Origin of the sequence: Tateyamaria sp. (assembly GCF_039940735.1) — a bacterium.
Lineage (GTDB): Bacteria > Pseudomonadota > Alphaproteobacteria > Rhodobacterales > Rhodobacteraceae > Tateyamaria.
The window spans coordinates 111,005-133,343 of the sequence record NZ_JBDVGB010000061.1; the positions used below are offsets into that span (position 1 = coordinate 111,005).

Genomic DNA, 22,339 nt, shown 5'->3' on the forward strand with positions numbered 1-22,339 from the left:
GATGGAAACAGAACTCGCATCTGAATTAATTGTCGACCCCGACAAAGTTGAAGGGGTCGTCGCCGTTATTGGCGCATTGGAAAATCCGGTACGCCTTTTAGACGGGTACATCTCGGAGAAAAGTGTTCGTTGTGCATTTTGCCAACAACGGCAGGCACACAATAGAGGATACTTTGTGGAACTCGACTCAGGTTCAATTGCTCTGGCTGGTCATTGCTGTGCTCTGAGAATTGGTGGGCAACAATCCATCGACAAGATTTCTAAGTCTGTCACAAGAAAGAAGAAGACTGCTGATCTGGTAAAGGAAAGAGATTGTTTCGCAGCCGCAATCGATGTTCTAGCAAGCTATGTCGAAAACGATCTGGGATGCTTCCAAGTAACAATTGAAACGTCTGCGCGAGAGGCGAACCTGCCATTGCATCAATATCCGCGCCTAACTGATGATTTAGTTTCCCTCTGCCGCAAACTCAGAGATGCTGCCAGTCTCTGTCGGCGAGACTATCATCACCAGAAAGAAGGTTTATTGAAGAAATGGCCGATATGGCTTGCAACAGCAGAACGCTTGGAATCTTCGTTGGTGCAAAGCCTTACAGAACTTTCACCGCAAAATGGTGCGTTTGTTTTACCGAAACGTCGGATCAAAGATTTGGGTCTGGAAAGCCAATGACCCCCGAACTCACCGCCCTCACCCTCGCGGCCCTTCTCCAAGTCGTCCAATTCGCCCTCATGGCGATCCCCGCCAACCTCGAACTTGGCCATGGCAAAACACTGTCCTCGCGCGACCGTGACCGCCTTGGCGGCAGCATGGAGGACATGCTCAGCACCCGCACGGCCCGCCGTTACCGCGCCATGAACAACCACTTCGAAGGGCTGATCCTGTTCACAATCGCCTGCGTTGTGGTGACACTGGCCGACAAATCCACCACCGTCACCGCCATATGCGCCTATGCCTACCTGATCGCCCGCATCGCCTACGTCCCGGCCTATGCCTTTGGGTGGACTCCGTGGCGAACCTACATTTGGATCGTCGGTTTCGCAGCCACCACCGCTATGCTGATCGCGACGTTCTTATAACTTCTCTGTTCTAGAAAATCCCGTGGGTCCGGGGGCAGCGCCCCCCTCCCAAACCAAAAACAAAGGACCAACGAAAATGGCTTCTTACGACGTGATCATCATCGGCTCCGGCCCCGGCGGCTATGTTTGCGCGATCCGATGCGCGCAACGCGGCCTCAAAACCGCTATCGTCGAAGGGCGCGACACATTGGGCGGTACTTGCCTGAACGTCGGTTGTATCCCCAGCAAGGCGTTGTTGCATGCCAGCCATATGCTGCACGAGGCGGAACACAACTTTTCTGCCATGGGTCTTAAGGGCAAAAGCCCGTCCGTGGATTGGAAACAAATGCTATCCTACAAGGATGACACCATCGCCCAGAACACCAAGGGCGTGGAATTCTTGATGAAAAAGAACAAAATCGACTGGCTCAAGGGTTGGGGCAGCATCCCCGAAGCGGGCAAGGTCCAAGTCGGTGATGACATCCACGAGGCCAAGTCGATCATCATCGCCTCTGGTTCTGAGCCTTCCAGCCTGCCCGGCGTCGAAGTCGACGAGAAAACCGTTGTGACCTCAACTGGTGCGCTGACGCTTGGCAAAGTGCCCAAGAAAATGATTGTGATCGGTGCCGGCGTGATCGGGCTTGAATTGGGGTCTGTTTATGCCCGCCTTGGCGCTGAAGTCGAAGTGATTGAATTCTTGGATGCCATCACCCCCGGCATGGACGGCGAAGTTCAACGTCAGTTCCAGAAACTGCTGACCAAACAGGGCCTGACCTTTACCATGGGCGCCGCGGTACAATCTGTCGACGCGACCAAGACCAAGGCCAAAGTCACGTACAAATTGCGCAAAGACGACAGCGAACACACCGTTGACGCCGATGTTGTGCTCGTCGCGACTGGGCGCAAACCGTTTACACATGGGCTGGGCCTTGAAAGCCTTGGCGTTGTAATGACCAAGCGCGGGCAAATCGCGGTGGATGCGCACTGGCAAACCAACGTGCCCGGCGTCTATGCCATTGGCGACGTGATCGAAGGGCCGATGCTGGCCCACAAGGCCGAAGACGAAGGCGTCGCCGTTGCCGACACGATCGCGGGCAAACATGGCCACGTGAACTATGGCGTGATCCCCGGCGTGATTTATACCCACCCCGAAGTCGCCAATGTCGGCGAGACTGAGGAAACCCTGAAGGCTGCTGGCAAAACCTTTAAGGTTGGTAAATTCAGTTTTATGGGCAATGGCCGTGCCAAGGCGGTTTTTGCTGGCGAGGGGTTTGTCAAAATCCTTGCCGACGCGAACACAGATCGCATCTTGGGCGCGCACATCATCGGCCCAGCAGCTGGCGATCTGATCCATGAGGTCTGCGTGGCGATGGAATTTGGTGCCTCAGCCGAAGATCTGGCGATGACCTGCCATGCCCACCCCACCTATTCCGAAGCGGTGCGCGAAGCCGCCTTGGCCTGTGGTGTCGGCGCTATCCACAGCTAAATCATATAATTGAATCGGGGGGCCAGCCCCCCGGTTCACCACATCCGAGGTTTTGCTTTTTCCACATAGGTGCGGTCATATTCCGCGCCACCATACTGGCCATTCGACATATCGGCCAAAATCTCGCCCACCGTCGGCAACCCTGCGGAATCGTCGCGTTGCCACAGGCCTGACCGCAAAAGCGCCTTGGCACACTGGGTATAGACCTCTTGAATCTCCAGCAAAATAACCGTCGCAGGCTGCTTGCTTCCTTTGGCAAAACTTTGACGAAGGTCGGCATCATCCGTCAACCGCGCCGTGCCGTTCACGCGCACAGTCGTATTGCTGCCCGGCACCATAAAGATAACTGCCGCGCGCCCGTCCGCCACAATATCGCGCAGACAATCCAAACGGTTGTTGCCACGCCAATCAGGCATCGCAAGCAGATTTGGCCCCATGACACGCACCACAGGCCCGTCATCGCCGCGCGGTGAACCGTGGACACCATCCGGGCCAACTGTGCTTAGAATGCAGAACCGCGCGCCTTCGATCCAACGTTGGTAAAGTGGTGTCAGGTGCACAGCGACTTTTCGGATCGCTGCCGGCACAGCTTCTGGATACAGTGTCTCAAGCGCTGGAATGTCAGTTATGAACTCCATCAAAGCCCCCTTCGCTCATCAACGCGTCTGAACGTTCTTCGACCACTTGTTCGAGTTGCGCTAAAAACGCGTTGCGTTCCATGCCCGGCGCGATGGCGGGCAAAAATTCGACCACAGCCAGCCCCGGTCTGCGCAACATGCCCTTGCGCGGCCAGAAGACACCAACGTTGGTCGCCACAGGCACACAAGGTTGGTTCAACTGTTCATAAAGAACGCCTGTGCCTACTTTGTAAGGCACCTTGGCCCCCGGCGCGACGCGCGTGCCTTGCGAATAGATCACCAATTGTCCCGGATCGATCCGTCCAGCCTGAACATCCGCGACCATCTTGCCAATGGCAGCTCCGCGTTTACCGCGAATGACGGGAACGCACTCTAGCCGTTTGGCATAAAAGCCAATAATTGGCGTCCACAGAATGTCGCGTTTCATGATGAACTTTGCCTTGGGCAGCGCGGTAAAAATCATCATAATATCTAGAAATGACTGATGCTTGGCCGCGATCAGCACTTCGCCTTCGGGCACTTCGCCGCGCACTTCATGGCGGATACCGACCATCCATCCCATCGTCCAAAAGACGTAGCGGCTGAAGGTTTTGCAACACAGCCGCGCGCCTTCTTTTTTGAACAGCGCATAGGGAAAAAACGCGAGGCCAATGACCAACATCATCACATACATCTGCACGATAAACAGATAAGATCGAATAGTTTGGATCATGACAAACTCCGTAAAGCGCGGCTGGCCGCATAGGCCGTCGCCAACAACGCAACCATTGCTGAAATAAACGGAAGTGTGAGGGGCACCAACCAGCCCGCGCCCTGAAAGCCGATACCAGTCAAAATACCCGGCGCGTCCCCGCCCGACGGAATAAGCCAAACCGCAATCAACCCAATGACCACACCACCCGCCGACCCTATGAGCGCACGAATGGTAAAACGGCGTACAAAGGCCTGCGCAATATATCGATCCGTTGCCCCCACAAGGCGCAGAACTGCCACCACCTGCGCATTGGCAGATAGGGCCGCATTGGCAGCCAATGTCACCATCGCCGCCACAGCCCCAAGGATCAGCAATGCGGATCCCCAACCCAAAAGACGCAATCGATTGGCCGCTGACACCAATGGCGCACGCCACCGGCTGTGGTCATCCAGCACAGCGCCCGGCACTTCAGCGGCAAGGCGCAATCTTAGGCCCGTTGGGTCAAAACCTTGATCTTGTGATACGATCTCGATCAACCGCGGTACCGGCAAGTTATCAAGCGGCAAATCTTGCCCGAACCACGGGGCAAGCAAAGCCTGCTGTTCATCGTCACTTAGCGCGCGCGCGCTTTCGATACCCGGTGTAGTTTGCAACACGGCAAGGGCGGCAGAGGTTTGTTCAGCACGCTGATCTTGCGGGGCCACAATGCGAATGGTCGCCGTGCGCGCCAATTCATCCCCCCAGCGGTCGGCTAATCGGCCACTGGCCAGCGACAACGCCAGTGCAAATACCGCAAGAAACGCCATCGCGCCCGATGCAAACAACGTCAATTGCGCCGTGAAACCAGAAGGCGGGACAACCCGGTCCGCATGGCGGTCACCAGCGATAAGGGCGCGCAACGTCTTCAGGTCAAACTTCACAGATCAGCCCCTGCCAGTTGCACGCGTCGGTTCGAAATGCGCAAAACACGCGCCTGAACCTGCGCTTTGGCTGCGCGAATCAAGCTCAAGTCATGGGTCGCGATCAGCACTGTTTTGCCCATGCGGTTCAATTCAACCAACAAGGTCAAAATACGCTGGGACATTTCCCAATCGATGTTCCCAGTTGGTTCATCCGCCAGCACCACATCAGGTGACATAATCACCGCACGCGCTAAGGCCGCGCGTTGGCGTTCGCCCCCTGACAGCTCTGGCGGCAACGCATCTGCACGGTTGATCAGGCCAACCCAACCCATCAATTCTCCCAAATCAGGGCCTGCGGCTTCGGCGTGACGACCAGACACCGTCAGTGGCAACGCAATATTGTCGCTCACGGGTAGATGATCAAGGAATTGAACATTCTGATGCACGACACCGATTTTGCGGCGCACCAATGCTACATCATCACGCGCAAGCGAACGTACATCGGTTTGAAACAGGCGAACATAGCCAGCTGTTGGCAACAAGGCACCATAGCACAACTTTAGCAGTGTCGTTTTACCTGCACCTGACGGCCCTGTCAGGAAGTGGAATGATCCGGCGGCCAATTTGACGGAAATATCCGACAAAAGTTCGCCTCCACCGTAACTATAGGCTACATTTTCCAGCTCAATCACGCCTGCCCCCGACTGCACACACCTGTTGTGCCTCAGCATCATGCTTGTTTCAATTCACAAGCTTGATGAACTTGACCGCACTTATGTCTTTTATGCGTGCGCACTACAACATAGGGTCGAACTCAAGAGGTAAGCAGGACCCAAGATGCGGCTGATTTGTCCCAATTGCGACGCGCAATACGAAGTGACGGCTGATGTCATTCCCCGTGATGGGCGTGATGTTCAATGTTCAAATTGTGGGAAAACATGGTTTCAATACCACCCCGATCATATACCTGAGGTGGAACCCACACCTGAACTGCCGCAAGATTCGGCGGTTTCTGTTGATTCGCCGGCACCAGACGAAGAACGCGTCGCCACCGATGCTGAACCGCAACGGCGCGCGTTAGACGCGTCCGTCACCGATATTCTGCGTCAAGAGGCGGACTTGGAATCCAAAGCCCGCGCCAGCGAAGGCTTGGAAAGCCAACCCGAACTGGGGTTGGAAAGCGGCGAAGGCGATGCAGAACGCCGCGCCCGCGAGGCCCAAGAACGCACGGCTCGGATACGTGGTGAAGACCCAAGCGAAACCGCAGGCGATGCGACGGCGGTCGCGGCCGCCATCGGATCGCGCCGCGATCTGTTACCCGACATCGAAGAAATTAACTCAACCCTGCGCTCAACCAGCGACCGCCAAATCGGCGACGGGGTCGAAGCATCCGATGGCGCAGACATGCCAGCCCCCAAACCAAGCAGGTCCAGGTTCCGGCTTGGCTTTATGCTTGTGTTTGTGTTGGTCTTGATCCTTTTGGCGATCTATATTTTTGCGCCTCAAATCGCGCAGGCTGTACCGCAAGTTGATCCTTATCTCAGCGGATATGTCGCCAAGGTTGATGCCATGCGTTTGTGGCTGGACGGAAAGGTAACGAACCTTTTGACATGGCTAGATGCCATCGCAACGGCGCAGGAAGGTTAACCAAGCGCGCTTTGGATCAGAACCGATCCAACAGCCGCTTGAGATATTCCAACTCGACATCCGGGCGTTCCCCATCCCCTGAGCGGCGGCGAATTTCGTCCAACAAATCACGCGCCCGGCGATAGACATCTTCGCCCTGCAACAGCCCTTCTTCGGTGCCAACTGATCCGTTTGATCCCGGATCACGACCCAATGGGTCACGCGCATCGGCGCGGCGGTCACTTTCGGACGTTCCCTGACCTTGTTCGCCGCCCTGCGCCTCTTGTTGCATGGCTTCGCCCAATGAACGCATGCTTTCACGCAGTGCTTCCATTGCTTGGGACTGGTTGTCGATGGCACCAGCAAAGTCGTCCTGACGCAGCGCATCTTCGGCGTTGTCCATCGCCCGCCCTGCACGATCCAGCGCATCACGCGCCGCATCCCCTTCGGGTGTGCCTGCACCGGGCAGATTCCCTTGTTGGCGGTTCAATTCATCGCGCAACGCTTGCTGGCGATCGGCCAGCGACTCTTGACCCTGCCCCTGACCTTCGCCTTGTTGTTCGCCTTCGCCGCCTTGTTGGCCTTCGCTTTGTTCACCCTGACCTGTGCCGCCTTGGTCATGCTGTTCGCCCTGACCTTGACCGCCATTGCTGCCTTCGTTGCCTTGGCTTTGACCAGCCTGCGCACCGGGATTGAACTGTTCCTGCAAGTCACGGAACGCCTGATCGCTCAGCCCCTGCTGTTCGCGCAATGTCTCTGCAAGGCCTTCCATCGCCTGTTCGCCGGGCGACTGGCCGCCTTCGCCGCCTTCGCCTTGGGTCACGCGCATGTTTTCCAGCATTTCCTGCAATTCCTGCAAGGCTTGCTCGGCTTCGGCCATGCGCCCTTGTTCCATCAGCTCTTGGATGCGATCCATCATGCGTTGCAGATCGTCTTGATTCATCTGCATTTGGTTCTGGCTGTTTTGCTGTTGCCCGTCTTGGCCTTCTTGATTTTCCTGCTGCGCCTGACGAGACAATTGCTGCATATAATCTTCGGTGGCACGGCGCAGATCGCGCATCAGTTCTTCGATCTCTGCTTGGCTGGCACCGTCGCGCATTGCTTGGTTCAAACGTTCTTGAGCCTGGCGCAAACGTTCCAGCGCACCCGATAGATCACCCTCTTCGAGGCCCAGCGCAAAATCCCACATATCGCGCGCAATCTGGGTCTGTTGGTCGTCTGTAAGGCCATAGCTGGCCAGTGTTTCAAGCCGTTTGAAAATACGGCGCATGCGCAATTGGTCGACTTCCTTGCGGAACACATCGTCGGGTAAGTGCGCTACGGCACGCATAATCTGACTGACCCGTTTGGCGTTACCTTTGGACCACAACAAATCACGGCGCTGTTCGATCACTGCCGCTGCCAAGGGGTCAAAAAACCGACGACCGGGCAGGATGATCTGGCGTGGTTCGGATTCGGCCTGCTGTTCGGACGCGTCCAACGCGTTCAAAACCACCCGTACTGGCAGATTGGCCCATGGGTGTTCTGAGAAATCCTCAATCAGGACCTCTTCAAAATCAGAACGATCCCCGGCAATCGGCATCGGCAAGGCAACGGCAATTTCAGGACGTGAATCAGGTGCAATCGTCAGGCCGTGACGGCGGTCAACCATTGGCAAATCAAGTACGAAACGCGCCTCTCCTGCTTCGACACCGTAATCATCCGTCGCGGCAAACGGTAAAGACATCTCGCCCAAAGCGTCCGATTCCGGATCATCCAGCACTGCGACCGTTGGCGCGTTGTCCGGTATCACAGCGATCGCCCATGTGCGCCCACCGGGGCCAGCAATCGCAATATCGCCCGAGTTTATCACGGTAAAATCTTGTTCGGGATTGGACACCGTCGCCGGATCGCTTGCACGCCCTGACACTGTTTCAGTCACGCTTAACGCACCAACTTCACCGTAAAGGCGCAAAGTGATCAAACTGCCGGCCGGCACATCCAACGTGCCATCGGCGATGTCGTTCAAATAAATCGTCGGTCGCCCAGTATAACGCGGGCTTTCAGCCCAACCTTCCCAGACAGGGCCCGCTGCAAGGCCATCGCCTGCGCCCGGCGTCATGTCAGCCACCGACCCAATCCGCAGGATCGAACCAAAGATCAGCGCCACACCAAAAAGCAGCGCCGCCACATAACGCAGCGCATATGGATCACGGCGCGCAATGCGCAAATCGGCAGGCACAGCTTGGGCGGTTGCCGCGCGTTCAGCCATACGGGCTTGGTGCGCGCGCCACACGGCTGTCGATGCGGCGTCCATGTCGCCGACAGCTTGCGTGTCCATCAACGCTTGGATTGGGCGACCGGGCAGCGTTTCATCCAAACGCACAAAAGCCGCGGCCCGCGACGGAATTGTGAAACGCTTGATCGCATAAAATAGCGTTGCCAGCACGGCCAGAACGGCAACGACGGCCCCAACCCAGACGACCTCGACCAGCACACTGTCTTGCAGGCCCAGCATCAGCACAGCCAGAATCAACAGCACCACCGTGGCAAGCGGCCAAATCGCGCGCCACAGCATTTCTGCATACATGCCCGCGCGGGTCCAAAACAACGGCCAGCGCAAAGCGCTTAGCCCGCGGCGCACGTCGTGTTTAGAAAAACTGGCCATATAATTGCGTCCCTTGTCGGTGCCGCGGCGCTTGGGTGCGCCTGAAACCTAACTTAGACTTTTAGACGCACAAAACCAGCGCGCTTAAAGCCATTCTGGGATCGTATCGCGATTTATCATTTCTTCAAAGGTCGGACGTTGGCGGATCACCGCGTATTGATCACCATGCACCAAAACCTCTGGAATTAGGGGTCTTGTGTTGTATTCGCTGCTCATAACCGCGCCGTATGCGCCCGCAGAGCGGAACGCGACAAGGTCCCCAGCGGCCAAAGGTGGCATCATGCGTTGTTTGGCAAATGTGTCACCAGATTCGCAAACCGGGCCAACAATGTCATAGGGCACCTGTTCAGCGCCGGGCGTCGGTTCAATCACCGGAACGATATCATGGTGCGCCTCGTACATGGCAGGGCGGATCAGATCGTTCATTGCGCCGTCCAGGATTAGGAAATCACGCCCCTCGCCGGATTTGACATAAATCACTTCGCTGATCATGCAGCCCGCATTCCCGGCAATCAGGCGACCCGGTTCAATTTCGATCTCGCAGCCCAAATGGCCCACAGTCCGCTTTACCATCGCACCATAGTCGGCAGGCAGCGGTGGGGTTTCGTTGCTGCGCGCGTACGGAATGCCAAGGCCACCGCCCAGATCAAGACGAGAAATCGTATGACCGTCGGCGCGCAGGATTTCCGTTAGCTCAGCCACCTTTTGGTAGGCCAATTCGAACGGTGCTAAATCCGTCAGTTGCGAGCCGATGTGCACATCGATACCGATGATTTCCAAATGATCCATGGCCGCCGCCATGGCATAGACCTCGCGTGCGCGTGCAATCGGAATGCCGAACTTGTTTTCGGATTTGCCAGTGGCAATTTTGGCATGCGTCTTGGCATCGACATCCGGGTTCACACGGATGGTGATGGGCGCGGTCACGCCCACCTCGCCCGCGATGCGGTTCAGCACCTCCATTTCGGGTTCGGATTCGACGTTGAACTGACGAATGCCGCCGGTTAGCGCCAATCGGATTTCATCGACCGTCTTGCCAACGCCGGAAAACACGATGCGATCGCCCGGCACGCCCGCAGCCTTGGCGCGCATATATTCGCCGCCCGAGACCACATCCATGCCAGCCCCCGCCTGCGCCAAAGTCTTGAGGATTGCCTGATTGCTTGCCGCTTTCATCGCGTAACAGATCAGGTGATCCATCCCCGCAAGTGCGTCATCCAGAACCTGAAAGTGACGCAGCAAAGTCGCTGTGGAATAGACATAAAACGGCGTACCAACCGCAGCCGCAATTTCGGCTACAGCGACATCCTCGGCGTAAAGCGCGCCGTCGCGGTAAAGAAAATGATCCATACCAAGCGCCTTTATCGGGGCACGCGGGACAGATCAATTGGTCATTCGCGCAGGGCGTGGTTAACGCGCTTTCTTGGCCTCAGCCTTAAGTCGGGCCACCTGTTTTTTCTGACTGACCGAAACTGCGTCCCATAGGGGTGCCAAGTCATCGTTCATGAGCCCCCTGTCGGCGGCCATTTGGTACAAGCTATGCGAAGGGTTATCATTACATTCTAATATCTTGGGCCCTTCACCGGTAACTGCGATGTCAAAACCGCATATGCCAAATTCGGGGAAAACTGCGTGCGCATCTACGGCAATTTGCACCGTTTCAGCCCAGTGTGGCAGCATCGCTCCGACAACTGGCACATTCGATACCGGATGTGTGTCCAACGCTTCGGCCTTTAGGCCTGTGCCACGCAAGCAGGTCAAAACCTTGCCTGTGCTCAGGTCAAGATGCGCCAACAGGCTGCCTTCTTGCCAAAAGTTGTCAGACATGGCCGCAGGTGCTGGCATTTTCCAAACCGCATAGGCGGGTTTTGGCCCGCTGCCGTCATTCACGGTGACGACCCGCACGCAACCAATCGCTGGGCCTGCGATGTCTGCCATTTGCGCATCTGGGCTCAATGCTGTCTGAAACAAGAAACCTCCAGCGTACCGGTCCATGACCTCGGCCCCAAAAGCGTCAACGTCCTGCGTCGTACCATTGCCAAGACGCAAGGTATTGCCGTCGCATGCCTCGATGCGCACCGACCCTTCGGAGAGGGAGCCATGTTGTGGTTTGCCAAACAACGGATAGACCGCCGCATTGCGCAGAAAGTCCGACACGGCAGCCGCATCGCGCAAGACGGGCAGTTGGCCTGCATCGCGAAAGGCACTCACTAAAGCTTGGGTTTGCGCTGTCGCAATGCCAAGCTGTGCCAGCAATTGCGTGTACAGCAATTTGTTGCCCACAAAGGCGCACGACGGCACCGCCATGGGCGGGTTCATCGCTGTGTTGATCGCGTTTCCGCCTGCTTGCCCAAGAAAGGCGCGTTTGTCTGCGGTGCTTTTAGCGGGGTCAAATAGGCGCAGCGCATAGTATTCTGACCCGCTTAGTTTCTGCACGCGTCGGCGCATGGAAAAAATCTCGCGCATTTGGCGCAAGGGGCTAACACCAAAGGTTTTTGCGACCTGCACGATCATCGGCGCTAACGCTTGTTTGACCATGTCCGGTGCGTTCAAAAGAGCCCCATTGGGTGCCGAAATGCCTGTATCTGTCATCAATTTGTCCCGCGTCTGCTGCCTTAAATGCTTGCTCGACAGGCTAAGCCGCAAAAATGGCAACAATTGGGCGCGATTGTTTCGCAAATGGCAAAAATTTTAGGTAACGGGGCGCGAACGCAGAAATAAGTACAGCGGCAAACCGCAGCTGACGCCGATACCGAAGGTTGCAGGAATCGCGATCAACGCCAGCCAATTCCGCCGGACAGAGACCTCGGATATGATCCAAACGGTCAGAGCAATTGCGGCAATGGTCAAATCCCAAACCAACCCGCTGGCGGCGTTATTGACGTGCCAGGCATCCACCATCGCCAAGATGTCGTAGCCATTTTCGTTGAACCACCGGATGAAATAGATCATCGGGTGCACGGCCCCCCAAATGGCGAGGGTCAGATAGATCATGCGGATCGGTGCCATAGGTCAGAAAATTCCGACGCCAACGCGCAGCGGTCCTTGGGATACGCCAACTGTTGCGCCCGTTGATATGCCACCTGATCCAATGTTGATGCCAAGGTTCGCGGTTGGTCGCACAGGTTCCCCGTCGATGCCGCACGCAGCAAGGCCAAACAGGGCGATCAGGCAAACGATAGGTTTCATGACAATATTTCTCTCCAACGGGTGACCTGAGCCCGCACCTGATCCGGCGCAGTCCCCCCATAAGATGTACGCGACGCGACAGAATTTTTCACGCCCAAAACGTCAAACACATCGGCAGTGATACCGTCATGAGCGGATTTCATCTGATCAAGGGTCAAATCAGGCAAGTCACAGCCCTTGGCTTCGGCCATGGCAACAAGCGATCCCGTGATATGGTGGGCATCGCGAAAAGGCAGGCCCAACACACGCACAAGCCAATCCGCCAAATCAGTAGCGGTCGAAAATCCGGACCCAGCGGCGGCAGCAAGGCTTTCACGGTTCGCGCTCATGTCGCGGACCATTCCGTCCATCGCAGCCAATGCCAGCATCCAATTGTCCGCCGCATCAAAGACTTGTTCTTTGTCTTCCTGCATGTCCTTGGAATAGGCCAATGGCAGCCCCTTCATCACCATCATCAACGCAGTGTTCGCACCATAAATGCGGCCAACCTTGGCACGGATCAGTTCAGCCGCATCGGGGTTCTTTTTCTGCGGCATGATGCTGGACCCCGTGGAAAACCGATCCGACAGGGTTACAAACCGGAACTGCGCCGAGGACCAGATCACCAATTCTTCGGCAAAGCGAGACAAGTGCATGGCGCAAATGCTCGCCGTGCTTAGAAAATCGAGCGCAAAGTCGCGATCACTCACGGCATCCAACGAATTGGCGGACGGACGGTCAAAGCCCAAAGCTTCGGCCGTCATCTGACGATCAATCGGAAAGCTGGTACCGGCAAGGGCCGCTGCGCCCAAAGGAGATTCGTTCATGCGTTTACGCGCATCGCGCACCCGGGACAGATCGCGACCAAACATTTCAACATAGGCCATCATATGATGCCCCCACGTGACCGGTTGTGCCGTTTGCAGGTGAGTAAAGCCGGGCATAACCCAATCGGCGCCCGCTTCGGCCTGTCCCAGCAACGCGTTGATCAAAGACAAAAGCGCACCCTCCGCGGCATCAAACTGGTCGCGGACCCACAGTTTAAAGTCGGTCGCCACCTGATCGTTGCGCGAACGGCCCGTGTGCAAACGCCCTGCTGGTTCACCGATCAGATCCTTCAGGCGGGCCTCCACATTCATGTGGATGTCTTCCAAAGCGGTGGAAAATTGGAACGTTCCGGTTTCAATCTCTGACAAGACCGTGAGCAGGCCTTCCCGTATCGCCTTAACATCCGTATCTGTCAGGATGCCTGTGGCGCCCAACATAGCGGCATGAGCACGCGACCCTGCGATGTCCTGAGACGCCATACGCTGGTCAAACCCGATCGAGGCATTAATTGCCTCCATGATCGCATCTGGCCCGGCGGCAAAGCGCCCACCCCACATTGCGTTCGCGGATTTATCGGTCATGGCTTTGGCTACCTTAAGGATAGAAGATGAAAAAAATCGTTGTTGCTGCCCTCTACATCGCCCTGAGCATGGGTGCAATTCCCGCCCAAGCCGATACAACCGCCGCAGCCGCTTTGCGCGAAGGCGACATGCGTAAGCTGATCTTTCATGACACGCCCGAAGCGACCAGCAAAGCCGAATTCGAATTGGCCGATGGAGAAGGCACGGCCACGCTAGCCGATTTCGAAGGCAAACACGTGCTGTTGAACTTCTGGGCCACGTGGTGCGCACCTTGCCGTCACGAAATGCCAATGCTGTCCGAACTGCAAACGGAATTTGGCGGCGATGCTTTTGAAGTCCTGACCATCGCGACGGGACGCAATTCACCGGCTGCGATTTCGAAGTTCTTTGACGAAACCGAGATTGCAAATCTGCCACGCCACCAAGATCCGAAACAGCAATTGGCGGCACAGATGGGCGTGTTCGGGCTTCCAATCACTGTGATTCTAGATCCCACGGGCAAAGAAGTTGCACGCATGCGTGGCGACGCGGACTGGAGTAGCGAAAGCGCCAAAGCGATCATCGCGGAGCTTATTGGCGCAAACAGTTAACCATTTCTGTTTCTGCCCAAGGCATCCCGGGAACGTCCGAAACAGCGATGTTCCATTCGCGAGAGGGCGCGTTTTCCGAATTCGGAAAACGTCGCGGAATTTTTTCAAAACTCCGCACCGCGTTACGCGGCGTGACGCATAATGGCTGCCTCGCTCGCGCTGAGATTGCGCCGCGCATATGTGCCATAAATATGTGGATTAAACTCAAGCCCCGGCAGTTTGTCCAAAAGGCGCACCCGGTCCTCGTCATCCAAAGTAGATAGCGCCGTGTTCGCTGGATGGAAGCTTTCGGTCTCGACCCCATTGGCCCGCAAGACCTCGTGGCGCGGTAACAGCAGATGCACGTAAGTCACCGCCCGAACGTCCACATCCACTGATACCGTCGTGCCATTAACCAAGTCTTTGGCCGCTACCAACACTTCATGCGCATTAAACAACTCACGCGCCACCGGCCCATCAATCAGCATTCTATGTTCTGGCGACACCAACAGTTCTTGTTCAGGCCGTTCGACACCCAAGGCCCCTGTTGCAATGCGCACAGGGCGTAGACGCGGCATGGCAAACAGTCGTGCGCCGCTCATACGGCGGCTGCCAATCCATTGAATATCCTGAGGACCGTTGTCTTTGGTCGATACCTTGTCACCTTCGCACAATTCTTCGATCCGACGCGGCCCGTCAGGTGTGTCAATCCACGTCCCCGGCGTAAAGCAGATCACCCCGCCCGACCCTTCGCCCATTCCGTCTCCGGGGGCAGTGTTTAATGTGTGATGCACCACCCAAAGATCGGTGTTGCGTGGTGGGATGTCATTGACGAACATCAGCAAAGGCGGCGTACCCGGTTGCACGTCAATCAGTGTGACCGTGTAGCTTTTGCCGCCATCCGTGACCACAAAACTGTTGTCCGTCATCAATGCATCATCATCGTTGCTCGTCAGCGGAGTATTTTCAACAGCCGCGCCCACAAGACGTCGTACCATATGCGCTGCGCGATGCCGCATCGCTTCTCTTCCGTCTGCCTTGTCCAAACGCAAAACATCGCTCGGTCCATCCACACGCACAACGTCCCCACGCCATGCCCAAGCTGCACCCACCGCCAAATTTGGCAACGGAGCGGCTTCAAGACCGTCTACTTCTGTTTGCGACCAGGAGATGACAAACGTGCCCAGAAAGCCCGTCTTCATTACCTATATGCCTGCCTGTCTTTTTTTATTGCTTGAAGGCTAACAAAACGAATGCCGCCTGAGAAGTCCGGAATTGTGTCAGATTCCAGTGTGTTGCACGATTGTCTTGATGCGACCGAAACATAGATTGACGCAGCACCTGAACACGTCATTCACAAACGCGACTGAACGCATGGCGGAATGGCCGTTACATGAGCCCCCAACCCTGCGTTGTTTTCGCATCTTAATACCTAGAACCGATCCCCCAAAAGCCGATAACACCAAAAGGCTTCTTCCGTTGCGATTTTTCGATTCAACGCCGCGGGTGCAAACCCAGTTGCGCGTTTCAACGCCCGTCCCATATGGGACTGATCTGCAAAGCCTGCTTGCGCGGCAAGGTCCGCAGCTGTGGCCTTTGAATCGGAAATGCTCAACCGATGCACTTCTTCAACCTTTGCAAAAAACGTCAGTGCCTTTCTGTTTTGCCCAGTCCAACGCAATAAGCGACGCTGTGTTGATCGCAGGCCCCGGCCAGCACCCGTCTGCGAGACTTGGCCAAACAGATGAAAAGCCCAGTCCTTAATCCGGTGCGAACCCGCCCAATCCGTTAGACCATTCGTGCTTTTGCTTTGGGCCCATACCTCAGACATCTTGTCCCAGAACCGTGGCCAAGCCGTCGCCAGTTCCCCTTTTTCGAGCTCGTCGATTGCGGGCAAGATGCGTGCTGAAGGCTTTCCTTGTAAATTGCCACCAAGACGTTGCCACGCATCAGGAAAGAACGCGATGGTCAACGCGTGAAGCGGGCCGGGATTCCAACTGGTATGGGGCATGGTTTTTGGAGCGTGGAAAACGCGTTTGGCAACCGCCGGCCGCGCACGAAGTTCCGCAACCGAAGCAATTGCGTCGCCAAGATGTATCTGCCCTTCCAACGTCACTGTGGCCGTGAAAAGCGGTGTTCCGGGGAAATAATTCAGCCGTTCCTCATCCGATAGATCAACCGCCCGTGTGTCGCGTACGATGCACCCGGCGATACAGCTTGCAAGGTGTTTTGGTGGCAGCACCAACTGGGATTTGCTTGGCATAATAATGTCACCTCAGACAATTGACGCCTTCGTTCTATAGTCGCGGTTCGCGGTGTGCTAGTTTCGAACCAAACTGCGAAAGGTCCGCACGATGCCGGTACAGACACTTCAGCCAGCCAAAGCTATGGAAATAAAACCTGATCTACCAAACGCAGCATTGCCCAGCGCAAATTGGGCAGACGCCTTTGAAATCGAAAACTGCGACAGCACCGCGGATATGAAATCTCTTGCTCAGCAAGTCGTTGGGACGATGCCACGCTGGGCCCGCGCCCTTTTGGCTTTGCGCAATATGTTGGTTGTTCCATTTGGACTGAAACCTGATGGCCTGAAAGACGTGAAGGACCCCAGTGACATGGTCGCAATCTTTCCGGTTTTACACCAAAACAAAGACAGCATTGTCTTGGGGATGGACGACAAGCACCTCGACTTCCGCCTTCTATTAGAGCGGAGTAAACGCGATCAAACCCATACGCTGCGCCTTACGACCCTTGTGACACGCCACAACGTGTTTGGGCGCGCCTACATCGCGGTGGTGACCCCGTTTCATAAAATGATCGTCCGTTCGACCCTTAATGACGCGCAATAAACCAAAGGATTGATGCACATGAACTCATCTGAGCCAATCGCCCAAACCAATCAACCAAAAGCAACCTTTACCGTCATAACTGGGTCGGCATTTCACCTGTCGTTTCGTCAACTCCTTAAGACACTGCCACAAGATTACGTTGGAACCTTAGCAGGCATTCAAACGCGTTACGGCCCTCTTGTGCATTGGCGCGTGATGGGTGGGTTGATGAATTTCGCCTTTATCAGCGATGCGCGGATGAACCGCGAATTATACGTCCGCCATACCGACGCTTTGGAAAAATCGCCCTCTCAGGTTCAGACCTTTCTTTATGCGGCCGGGCGCAGTGTCGCGACCGAGCACGGAGAGACGTGGCGCACCAAGCGCAAAGAAGCAAACAGCCTGTTTTCGCGACAGATCATCGAGGCCTCTTGCGCGGGCCAAGTCGATGTCGTGCGCAAATTTGCCAAAACACTCGATAAAACGCCGCAAGACGGTCTGACGATATCGCGCAAACTTGCCGCCCTGACTTCAAGCCGTGGTATTCTGGGGCGCGCCATTTCGATGGAAGAAGCAGATGCGCAAATCGCTTTCAGCCAAGCCGCAGGCGCGCGGTTCAATACTGAATCTGCGCATCTTTTTGCGCGACCCAACTGGATGCTCGCGCCTTGGCGCAAAAACCTAAGCCGTCGCAAGAAAGATGCGTTTTCGATCGTGGACGCTGCCATTACAGAACTGCGATCATCAAATAAACCCAATGATGGTCTGATGGCGCACTATGTAAACGGCGATTTCGTCACCTCAAGCGATAATGAAATGCGCACAATACTGGTCGGCTTGTTGTTAGGTGCGCAAGATAACATTGCCGCCGCAGTCGCTTGGGTTTTGGCCTACGTGTCCCAAGATGTTCCGCTTCAGGATCAGATCAGACAAGAGATCGCCGCGACGGATTTGGGGGCAAATGCCCTTAATTCTTGTGCGCTTTTGCAGGCGACCATCGCTGAAATCTTGCGTTTGCGCCCACCCGCACCCGCAAACCAGCCCAGAATCCTGAACCAGAATGTTGAATTGGCAGGCCATACCCTTCCGAAAGGGACTTATGTCTTTAATTCATTTTACAACATGCATCACGATGCGCAGGTTTTCCCTGACCCCGATGCTTTTGACCCACATCGATTTTTGAACACAACCGTTTCGCGTTCAACCAGCTATGCGCCGTTTGGGCACGGCCCCCGCAACTGTGTGGCGCAAGGCATGGCAACCCAACAACTTGCCGCCACGCTGTCTGGGCTTCTTTTGGGTCACAGAATACTGCCCCAACAAGACGGCCTGCCAAAGACGTTGCAACAACCATTCCTCGTGCCTGCATCCTTCAAAGTTGTGGCCCAAGCAATTTAACGAAATAACGCGGCCCTTCGGCGCACGCCCCCACAGACCATAAGATAGCTCCGTCATAGGAAAGGATGACGGCCACCATTCAGCGCTTTCAACAACAAAACCAGTTTACAACGCAACGCAGACTTGGAATGTGAAAACTTCCACGATGCTTCTTTACGCGACGGATTCTTGGTGCTTGCGCGTATAGTTCCCAAATAGAACCGTTTTTTTGCGGCCATCTGACTGATAAAGGAACGATCTTTGCGACATCTCCTCATCCTCCTCGCGTCTGGTGGCATTCTTTGCGCTGCGTATTTTTTCTCTTTTGGGGTGCCGGAAACGGTGAAATTGGCGGTTGGCTTAGACGTCGCTGACGCCAGGCAACAGACCCCGGACCGCGGTGCACGCCCAGAAAGAGGAGCGCAGGAAACCATCGTCGTCACGGCACCTTTGTCGGCAAGAGCTTACAATTTGGTCTTAAGCACCATTGGAACGGCAACGACGTTGCGCAGTGTCGAAGTTGTATCGAGCGTGGCCGGTGAAATCACCGATGTTTCGATTGACGCAAACACTCAGGTCGCGACCAAGGACGTTCTTTTGCAGTTGGACGACCGGGCAGAACAGCTTGCATTGGTTGCTGCCAAAGCCGAACACCAGCAAGCACAGGACTTGTTTGATCGCTACGAAACGTTGCGCAACAACGGCAACTCGACAATCACAGACATCATTTTCGTTGAAACCGAAGTCGCTTTGCAGCTGGCCAAGATAAGCGTCGACCTTGCGCAGGACGCATTGGACGAACGCACGATTAAAGCCCCAATCGCAGGCACGCTTGGCCTAAGCGATCTGCATGTCGGCACCTACCTAAGCGTTGGCGATACCATTGTCACAATCAACGATTCCAGCGTTATCGTTGCAGAATTTGAAGTGCCCGAACGCTCGATCGCGCTGCTTGAGGCCGGAAAACCGGTTCAGATCGGCACGCCCACCTATGCGGGGCGCGTGTTTGACGGAACGATCACGGCCTTTGATACAGCGCTTGATCCCACCTCTCGCAGTGCAACGGTACGCGCGCAAATCGACAACCCGGACGGCGCGTTGATTGCTGGCATGACCTTTTCTGTCCGCATCCTCGAAAAAACTGAACCGCTTCCGGTTGTGCCCGCCACAGCGATCACATGGAACCGAGGGGGCGCAAATATCTGGACGGTCGAAGACGGGGTTGCATCACCGACCCCCGTGGCCATCCGCTATCGCAACGGCACGCGCGTTTGGGTGGAAACCGATGTACCGCTGGGCGCGACCATCATCACCGAGGGGGCCGCGAAATTGCGCGCAGGCACCGCTGTAACCGATGCCGCAAGCGCCACAGGTGCCGAAAGATGAGTGTCGAACGCACATTGCAAAAGACAGGTTTGGCCGGTCTTTTTGTGGGGCGGCCTATCCTTGGCCTTGTCCTGAACTTGTTGATTATTATTGCAGGTCTGGCGGCCCTCGGCAGTATTGATGTCCGCGAAATGCCCGATGTTGACCGCCCCGTTCTGTCGGTAAGCACCAGTTACGAAGGCGCCGTGCCCGCCACCGTCGATAGCGAGATCACGCAACCCCTCGAAGACGCGCTAAGTGGCCTTGAGGGGTTAGCGTTCATGGAATCCACCTCCAGTTCGGGGTCCAGCCGGATCACCATTGATCTGTCTGACGGGACGGATGTGGATGTGGCCGCCAACGAAGCCCGTGAAATCGTATCGGCCACCACGCGGTCTTTGCCCGATGCGGCCGAAGAGCCCACTGTTTCAAAAAGTGACAGCAATTCCGATGCGATTATCCGGCTTGCATTGTTGGGGGACGCCAGTTTTGACGAACTGACCCAGATCGCCGAAAGCACAATCCATGAACGGCTTTCAACCATCGACGGCATCGCCGAGGTCACCGTGCAGGGCAGTCGCGCGAATGAATTTCAAGTACGATTGGACATGCCATCGTTGCTTAGCCGTGGCTTGACCGTGTTTGACGTCAGCGCCGCACTGGCTGCGTTGCGCGATGATACCGCCCTTGGGTCACTGGAAGGGACAAACCAAACTTTGGCCCTGAGCGTTGCCAATCAAGAAGTCACGGTCGAAACCATTGAAGGACTTCAAATCGATAACACGACCCAAGTGGCTGATGTAGCCTTGGTTCAGCTGTTGCCCGAAGAGGCGTCGGTCTTTTCGCGCGTGAACGGACAGGCCGCCATCAGTTTGGACATCACGCGGCAATCCGTTGGAAACACGTTAGAAATCTCGCAAGCCGTGAATGTCGCCGTTGAAGAACTACGGCAACAAATGCCCGAGGGTGTGGAACTGATCATCGCCTCAGACGACGGCATTTTCATCGAAGGGTCGATCCAAGAGGTCGTGAACTCCATCTTGCTGGCAACGGCAATTGTGATCGCCGTGATTTTTCTGTTTTTGCGATCCCCTCGCGCCACCTTGATCCCGGCCGTCACCATCCCTGTCGCCCTCATCGGCACCTTGGCCGCCATTTGGATGACCGGCTTTTCCGTGAACACCATCAGCCTGTTGGCCCTGGTTTTGGCAACGGGCATGGTGGTTGATGACGCTATTGTTGTTGTCGAAAACATCGTGCGCAAACGCAGCGAAGGCATGGGGGCTTTTGCCGCCGCAGCAGCAGGCACAAACGAGGTGTTCTTTGCCGTCATCTCAACGACAGCCACGCTCGCAGCCGTATTTATTCCGATCTCATTTTTGCCGGGTCAGGCGGGCGGCGTATTTTCCGAATTCGGGTTCGTTTTGGCCTTTGCGGTCACGCTGTCATCGATCACGGCCTTAACTCTTGCACCGGTGCTATCGGCCTTGCTCGATCCCGGAAAGTCCAAAGCATCATCTGCCACGGATACCGCGCCCCAAGGGATCTTGGCGCGTGGTTTTGATGCGGTGATGGACTGGTCCATTCGCACGCCGGTTTTGGTCTTGTCGATCGCGGGTGCCATTGTGATCTATGCGATCAGCGTTGCCCTCACCCTGCCCTCCAGCGTGACCCCGACCGAAGATCGCGGTTTCTTTGTTGTGCAGGCGCGTGGAGCGTCAGATACGACTGTGGATTACATAGATACGCAAGTGGTCATGGCCGAAAAAATCCTTGCGCCCTATCGTCGAAGCGGCGAAATCGAAACGATCCAAAGCATCGTGGGCATCGGCGGCGGTACAAGCGCGCTGATCATTGTGCGGCTGCCAGATTGGCAGAGCCGTGACTTTTCGCAAGCCGAATTGGTTGCAAAGCTAAGCCGACAACTTGCCGCCATTCCCGGTGTGCAGGTCAGTGCGCGGTCCTCCAACAGCCTGAACATACGCGGCGGTGGCAGCGGCCTTGGGCTTGCGGTGACTGGCAATAACCTTGAGGATCTGACCGCCGCCGCAGAAACCTTGGTTGCGGCGATGTCTGACGATCCGGCATTCGTGAACCCACAGCTTTCATCGGCCCCCGTCAGCGCAGAATTACAAGTCAGCGTAGATCAAGCCGCCGCGCGCGACATGGGCCTTGCACCGACGTCTGTGACCAGCTTGATCAGCACATTGGTGCGCGGCAACGTCGCGGTCAGCGTCTTTGAAAATGATACCGAAGTTGACGTGAACGTCGTGCCGGGTGGCCCAGCAATCGATGATCCGTCCGACATTTCATCGATTTCAATCCGATTGGATGACGGGTCCTATGTCCCATTATCGTCAGTCGCGACGTTGGATACAGTTGTCAGCGATGCTCAGGTTTCCCGTCTTGGCGGGGCGTTGTCGGTTGCGTTGCAAGCCAACCTTGGCGACGGCGTGAGCCTGTCCGATGCAATTGCCACGGCCAGCGCGTTAGGGGCAGAGGTGCTTCCTGATGGTATCGGTCTGACATTCACGGGCGAAGCCGCAACGCTGAACGACAGCACCCAAGCGATGTATA

Annotated in this window: 21 protein-coding genes; 9 read left to right on the forward strand and 12 right to left on the reverse strand. The window is 56.0% G+C overall.

Annotation, left to right across the window (positions count from 1 at the left end):
- Nucleotide 1: 1 nt before the first annotated feature.
- The 3 genes from ABJF76_RS13630 to lpdA all read left to right on the forward strand — a co-directional run bounded on the left by ABJF76_RS13630 (nt 2) and on the right by lpdA (nt 2,539).
- Nucleotides 2–667, forward strand: coding sequence for a hypothetical protein (locus ABJF76_RS13630; protein WP_413819570.1), 666 nt, complete (start codon nt 2–4; stop codon nt 665–667).
- Nucleotides 664–1,074, forward strand: a complete 411-nt coding sequence (locus tag ABJF76_RS13635; RefSeq protein WP_413819569.1) for an MAPEG family protein — start codon at nt 664–666, stop codon at nt 1,072–1,074. The genes ABJF76_RS13630 and ABJF76_RS13635 overlap by 4 nt, the downstream gene beginning before the upstream one ends.
- 76 nt (nt 1,075–1,150) lie before the next feature.
- Nucleotides 1,151–2,539 carry a dihydrolipoyl dehydrogenase gene (lpdA, locus tag ABJF76_RS13640; RefSeq protein ID WP_413819568.1) on the forward strand — a complete coding sequence of 463 codons (1,389 nt, stop codon included), beginning with the start codon at nt 1,151–1,153 and terminating at the stop codon, nt 2,537–2,539.
- A gap of 35 nt (nt 2,540–2,574) precedes the next feature.
- Here the strand turns inward: lpdA and ABJF76_RS13645 are convergent, their stop codons facing one another.
- From ABJF76_RS13645 to ABJF76_RS13660, 4 genes are read right to left on the reverse strand one after another with little or no spacing between them, the layout of a single operon-like run.
- On the reverse strand, nt 2,575–3,177 hold the full coding sequence (locus ABJF76_RS13645) for a pyridoxamine 5'-phosphate oxidase family protein (protein WP_413819567.1): 603 nt from the start codon (nt 3,175–3,177) through the stop codon (nt 2,575–2,577).
- Nucleotides 3,161–3,889: a lysophospholipid acyltransferase family protein gene (locus tag ABJF76_RS13650; RefSeq protein WP_413819566.1), complete on the reverse strand. Its 729-nt coding sequence runs from the start codon at nt 3,887–3,889 to the stop codon at nt 3,161–3,163. Before ABJF76_RS13650 ends, ABJF76_RS13645 begins: the two co-directional genes overlap by 17 nt.
- A complete protein-coding gene (locus ABJF76_RS13655) occupies nt 3,886–4,791 on the reverse strand; it encodes a cell division protein FtsX (RefSeq protein WP_413819565.1) in 906 nt (301 codons plus the stop codon). The genes ABJF76_RS13650 and ABJF76_RS13655 overlap by 4 nt, the downstream gene beginning before the upstream one ends.
- A complete protein-coding gene (locus ABJF76_RS13660; RefSeq protein ID WP_413819564.1) occupies nt 4,788–5,465 on the reverse strand; it encodes a cell division ATP-binding protein FtsE in 678 nt (225 codons plus the stop codon). Before ABJF76_RS13660 ends, ABJF76_RS13655 begins: the two co-directional genes overlap by 4 nt.
- 145 nt (nt 5,466–5,610) lie before the next feature.
- On the opposite strand from ABJF76_RS13660, the gene ABJF76_RS13665 reads away from it, so the two are divergent.
- Nucleotides 5,611–6,420: a zinc-ribbon domain-containing protein gene (locus ABJF76_RS13665; protein ID WP_413819563.1), complete on the forward strand. Its 810-nt coding sequence runs from the start codon at nt 5,611–5,613 to the stop codon at nt 6,418–6,420.
- A 16-nt stretch (nt 6,421–6,436) separates the two neighbouring features.
- Here the strand turns inward: ABJF76_RS13665 and ABJF76_RS13670 are convergent, their stop codons facing one another.
- The 6 genes from ABJF76_RS13670 to argH form a co-directional block, all read right to left on the reverse strand.
- Nucleotides 6,437–9,046: a TIGR02302 family protein gene (locus ABJF76_RS13670; RefSeq protein ID WP_413819562.1), complete on the reverse strand. Its 2,610-nt coding sequence runs from the start codon at nt 9,044–9,046 to the stop codon at nt 6,437–6,439.
- A gap of 84 nt (nt 9,047–9,130) precedes the next feature.
- On the reverse strand, nt 9,131–10,396 hold the full coding sequence (gene lysA / locus ABJF76_RS13675; RefSeq protein ID WP_413819561.1) for a diaminopimelate decarboxylase: 1,266 nt from the start codon (nt 10,394–10,396) through the stop codon (nt 9,131–9,133).
- A gap of 60 nt (nt 10,397–10,456) precedes the next feature.
- On the reverse strand, nt 10,457–11,638 hold the full coding sequence (locus ABJF76_RS13680) for a sugar-transfer associated ATP-grasp domain-containing protein (protein WP_413819560.1): 1,182 nt from the start codon (nt 11,636–11,638) through the stop codon (nt 10,457–10,459).
- A gap of 99 nt (nt 11,639–11,737) precedes the next feature.
- Entirely contained in the window at nt 11,738–12,055 is a 318-nt protein-coding gene (locus tag ABJF76_RS13685; protein WP_413819559.1) for a DUF2834 domain-containing protein, read from the reverse strand.
- A gap of 3 nt (nt 12,056–12,058) precedes the next feature.
- Nucleotides 12,059–12,235, reverse strand: a complete 177-nt coding sequence (locus tag ABJF76_RS13690) for a hypothetical protein (protein WP_413819558.1) — start codon at nt 12,233–12,235, stop codon at nt 12,059–12,061.
- Nucleotides 12,232–13,623 carry an argininosuccinate lyase gene (gene argH / locus ABJF76_RS13695; protein ID WP_413819557.1) on the reverse strand — a complete coding sequence of 464 codons (1,392 nt, stop codon included), beginning with the start codon at nt 13,621–13,623 and terminating at the stop codon, nt 12,232–12,234. The genes ABJF76_RS13690 and argH overlap by 4 nt, the downstream gene beginning before the upstream one ends.
- A gap of 26 nt (nt 13,624–13,649) precedes the next feature.
- Between argH and ABJF76_RS13700 the strand changes: the two genes are divergently transcribed.
- Nucleotides 13,650–14,213, forward strand: a complete 564-nt coding sequence (locus ABJF76_RS13700) for a TlpA family protein disulfide reductase (RefSeq protein ID WP_413819556.1) — start codon at nt 13,650–13,652, stop codon at nt 14,211–14,213.
- Between the two features lie 122 nt (nt 14,214–14,335).
- Here the strand turns inward: ABJF76_RS13700 and ABJF76_RS13705 are convergent, their stop codons facing one another.
- Both ABJF76_RS13705 and ABJF76_RS13710 read right to left on the reverse strand, forming a co-directional pair.
- Nucleotides 14,336–15,394, reverse strand: a complete 1,059-nt coding sequence (locus ABJF76_RS13705) for a Hint domain-containing protein (RefSeq protein ID WP_413819555.1) — start codon at nt 15,392–15,394, stop codon at nt 14,336–14,338.
- A gap of 230 nt (nt 15,395–15,624) precedes the next feature.
- Nucleotides 15,625–16,455 (reverse strand): helix-turn-helix domain-containing protein, encoded by an 831-nt coding sequence (locus ABJF76_RS13710; protein WP_413819554.1) that lies wholly within the window; start codon nt 16,453–16,455, stop codon nt 15,625–15,627.
- A gap of 91 nt (nt 16,456–16,546) precedes the next feature.
- Here ABJF76_RS13710 and ABJF76_RS13715 point away from each other — a divergent pair, with 91 nt between their 5' ends.
- The 4 genes from ABJF76_RS13715 to ABJF76_RS13730 all read left to right on the forward strand — a co-directional run.
- Nucleotides 16,547–17,041 carry a DUF2867 domain-containing protein gene (locus ABJF76_RS13715; protein WP_413819553.1) on the forward strand — a complete coding sequence of 165 codons (495 nt, stop codon included), beginning with the start codon at nt 16,547–16,549 and terminating at the stop codon, nt 17,039–17,041.
- Nucleotides 17,042–17,059: 18 nt separating this feature from the next.
- Entirely contained in the window at nt 17,060–18,418 is a 1,359-nt protein-coding gene (locus ABJF76_RS13720) for a cytochrome P450 (protein ID WP_413819552.1), read from the forward strand.
- A 240-nt stretch (nt 18,419–18,658) separates the two neighbouring features.
- Complete coding sequence (locus ABJF76_RS13725) at nt 18,659–19,783, forward strand: efflux RND transporter periplasmic adaptor subunit (protein WP_413819551.1); 1,125 nt, start codon at nt 18,659–18,661, stop codon at nt 19,781–19,783.
- A partial coding sequence (locus tag ABJF76_RS13730; RefSeq protein WP_413822591.1) for an efflux RND transporter permease subunit occupies nt 19,780–22,339 on the forward strand: 2,560 nt, incomplete at its 3' end. The genes ABJF76_RS13725 and ABJF76_RS13730, both read left to right, overlap by 4 nt.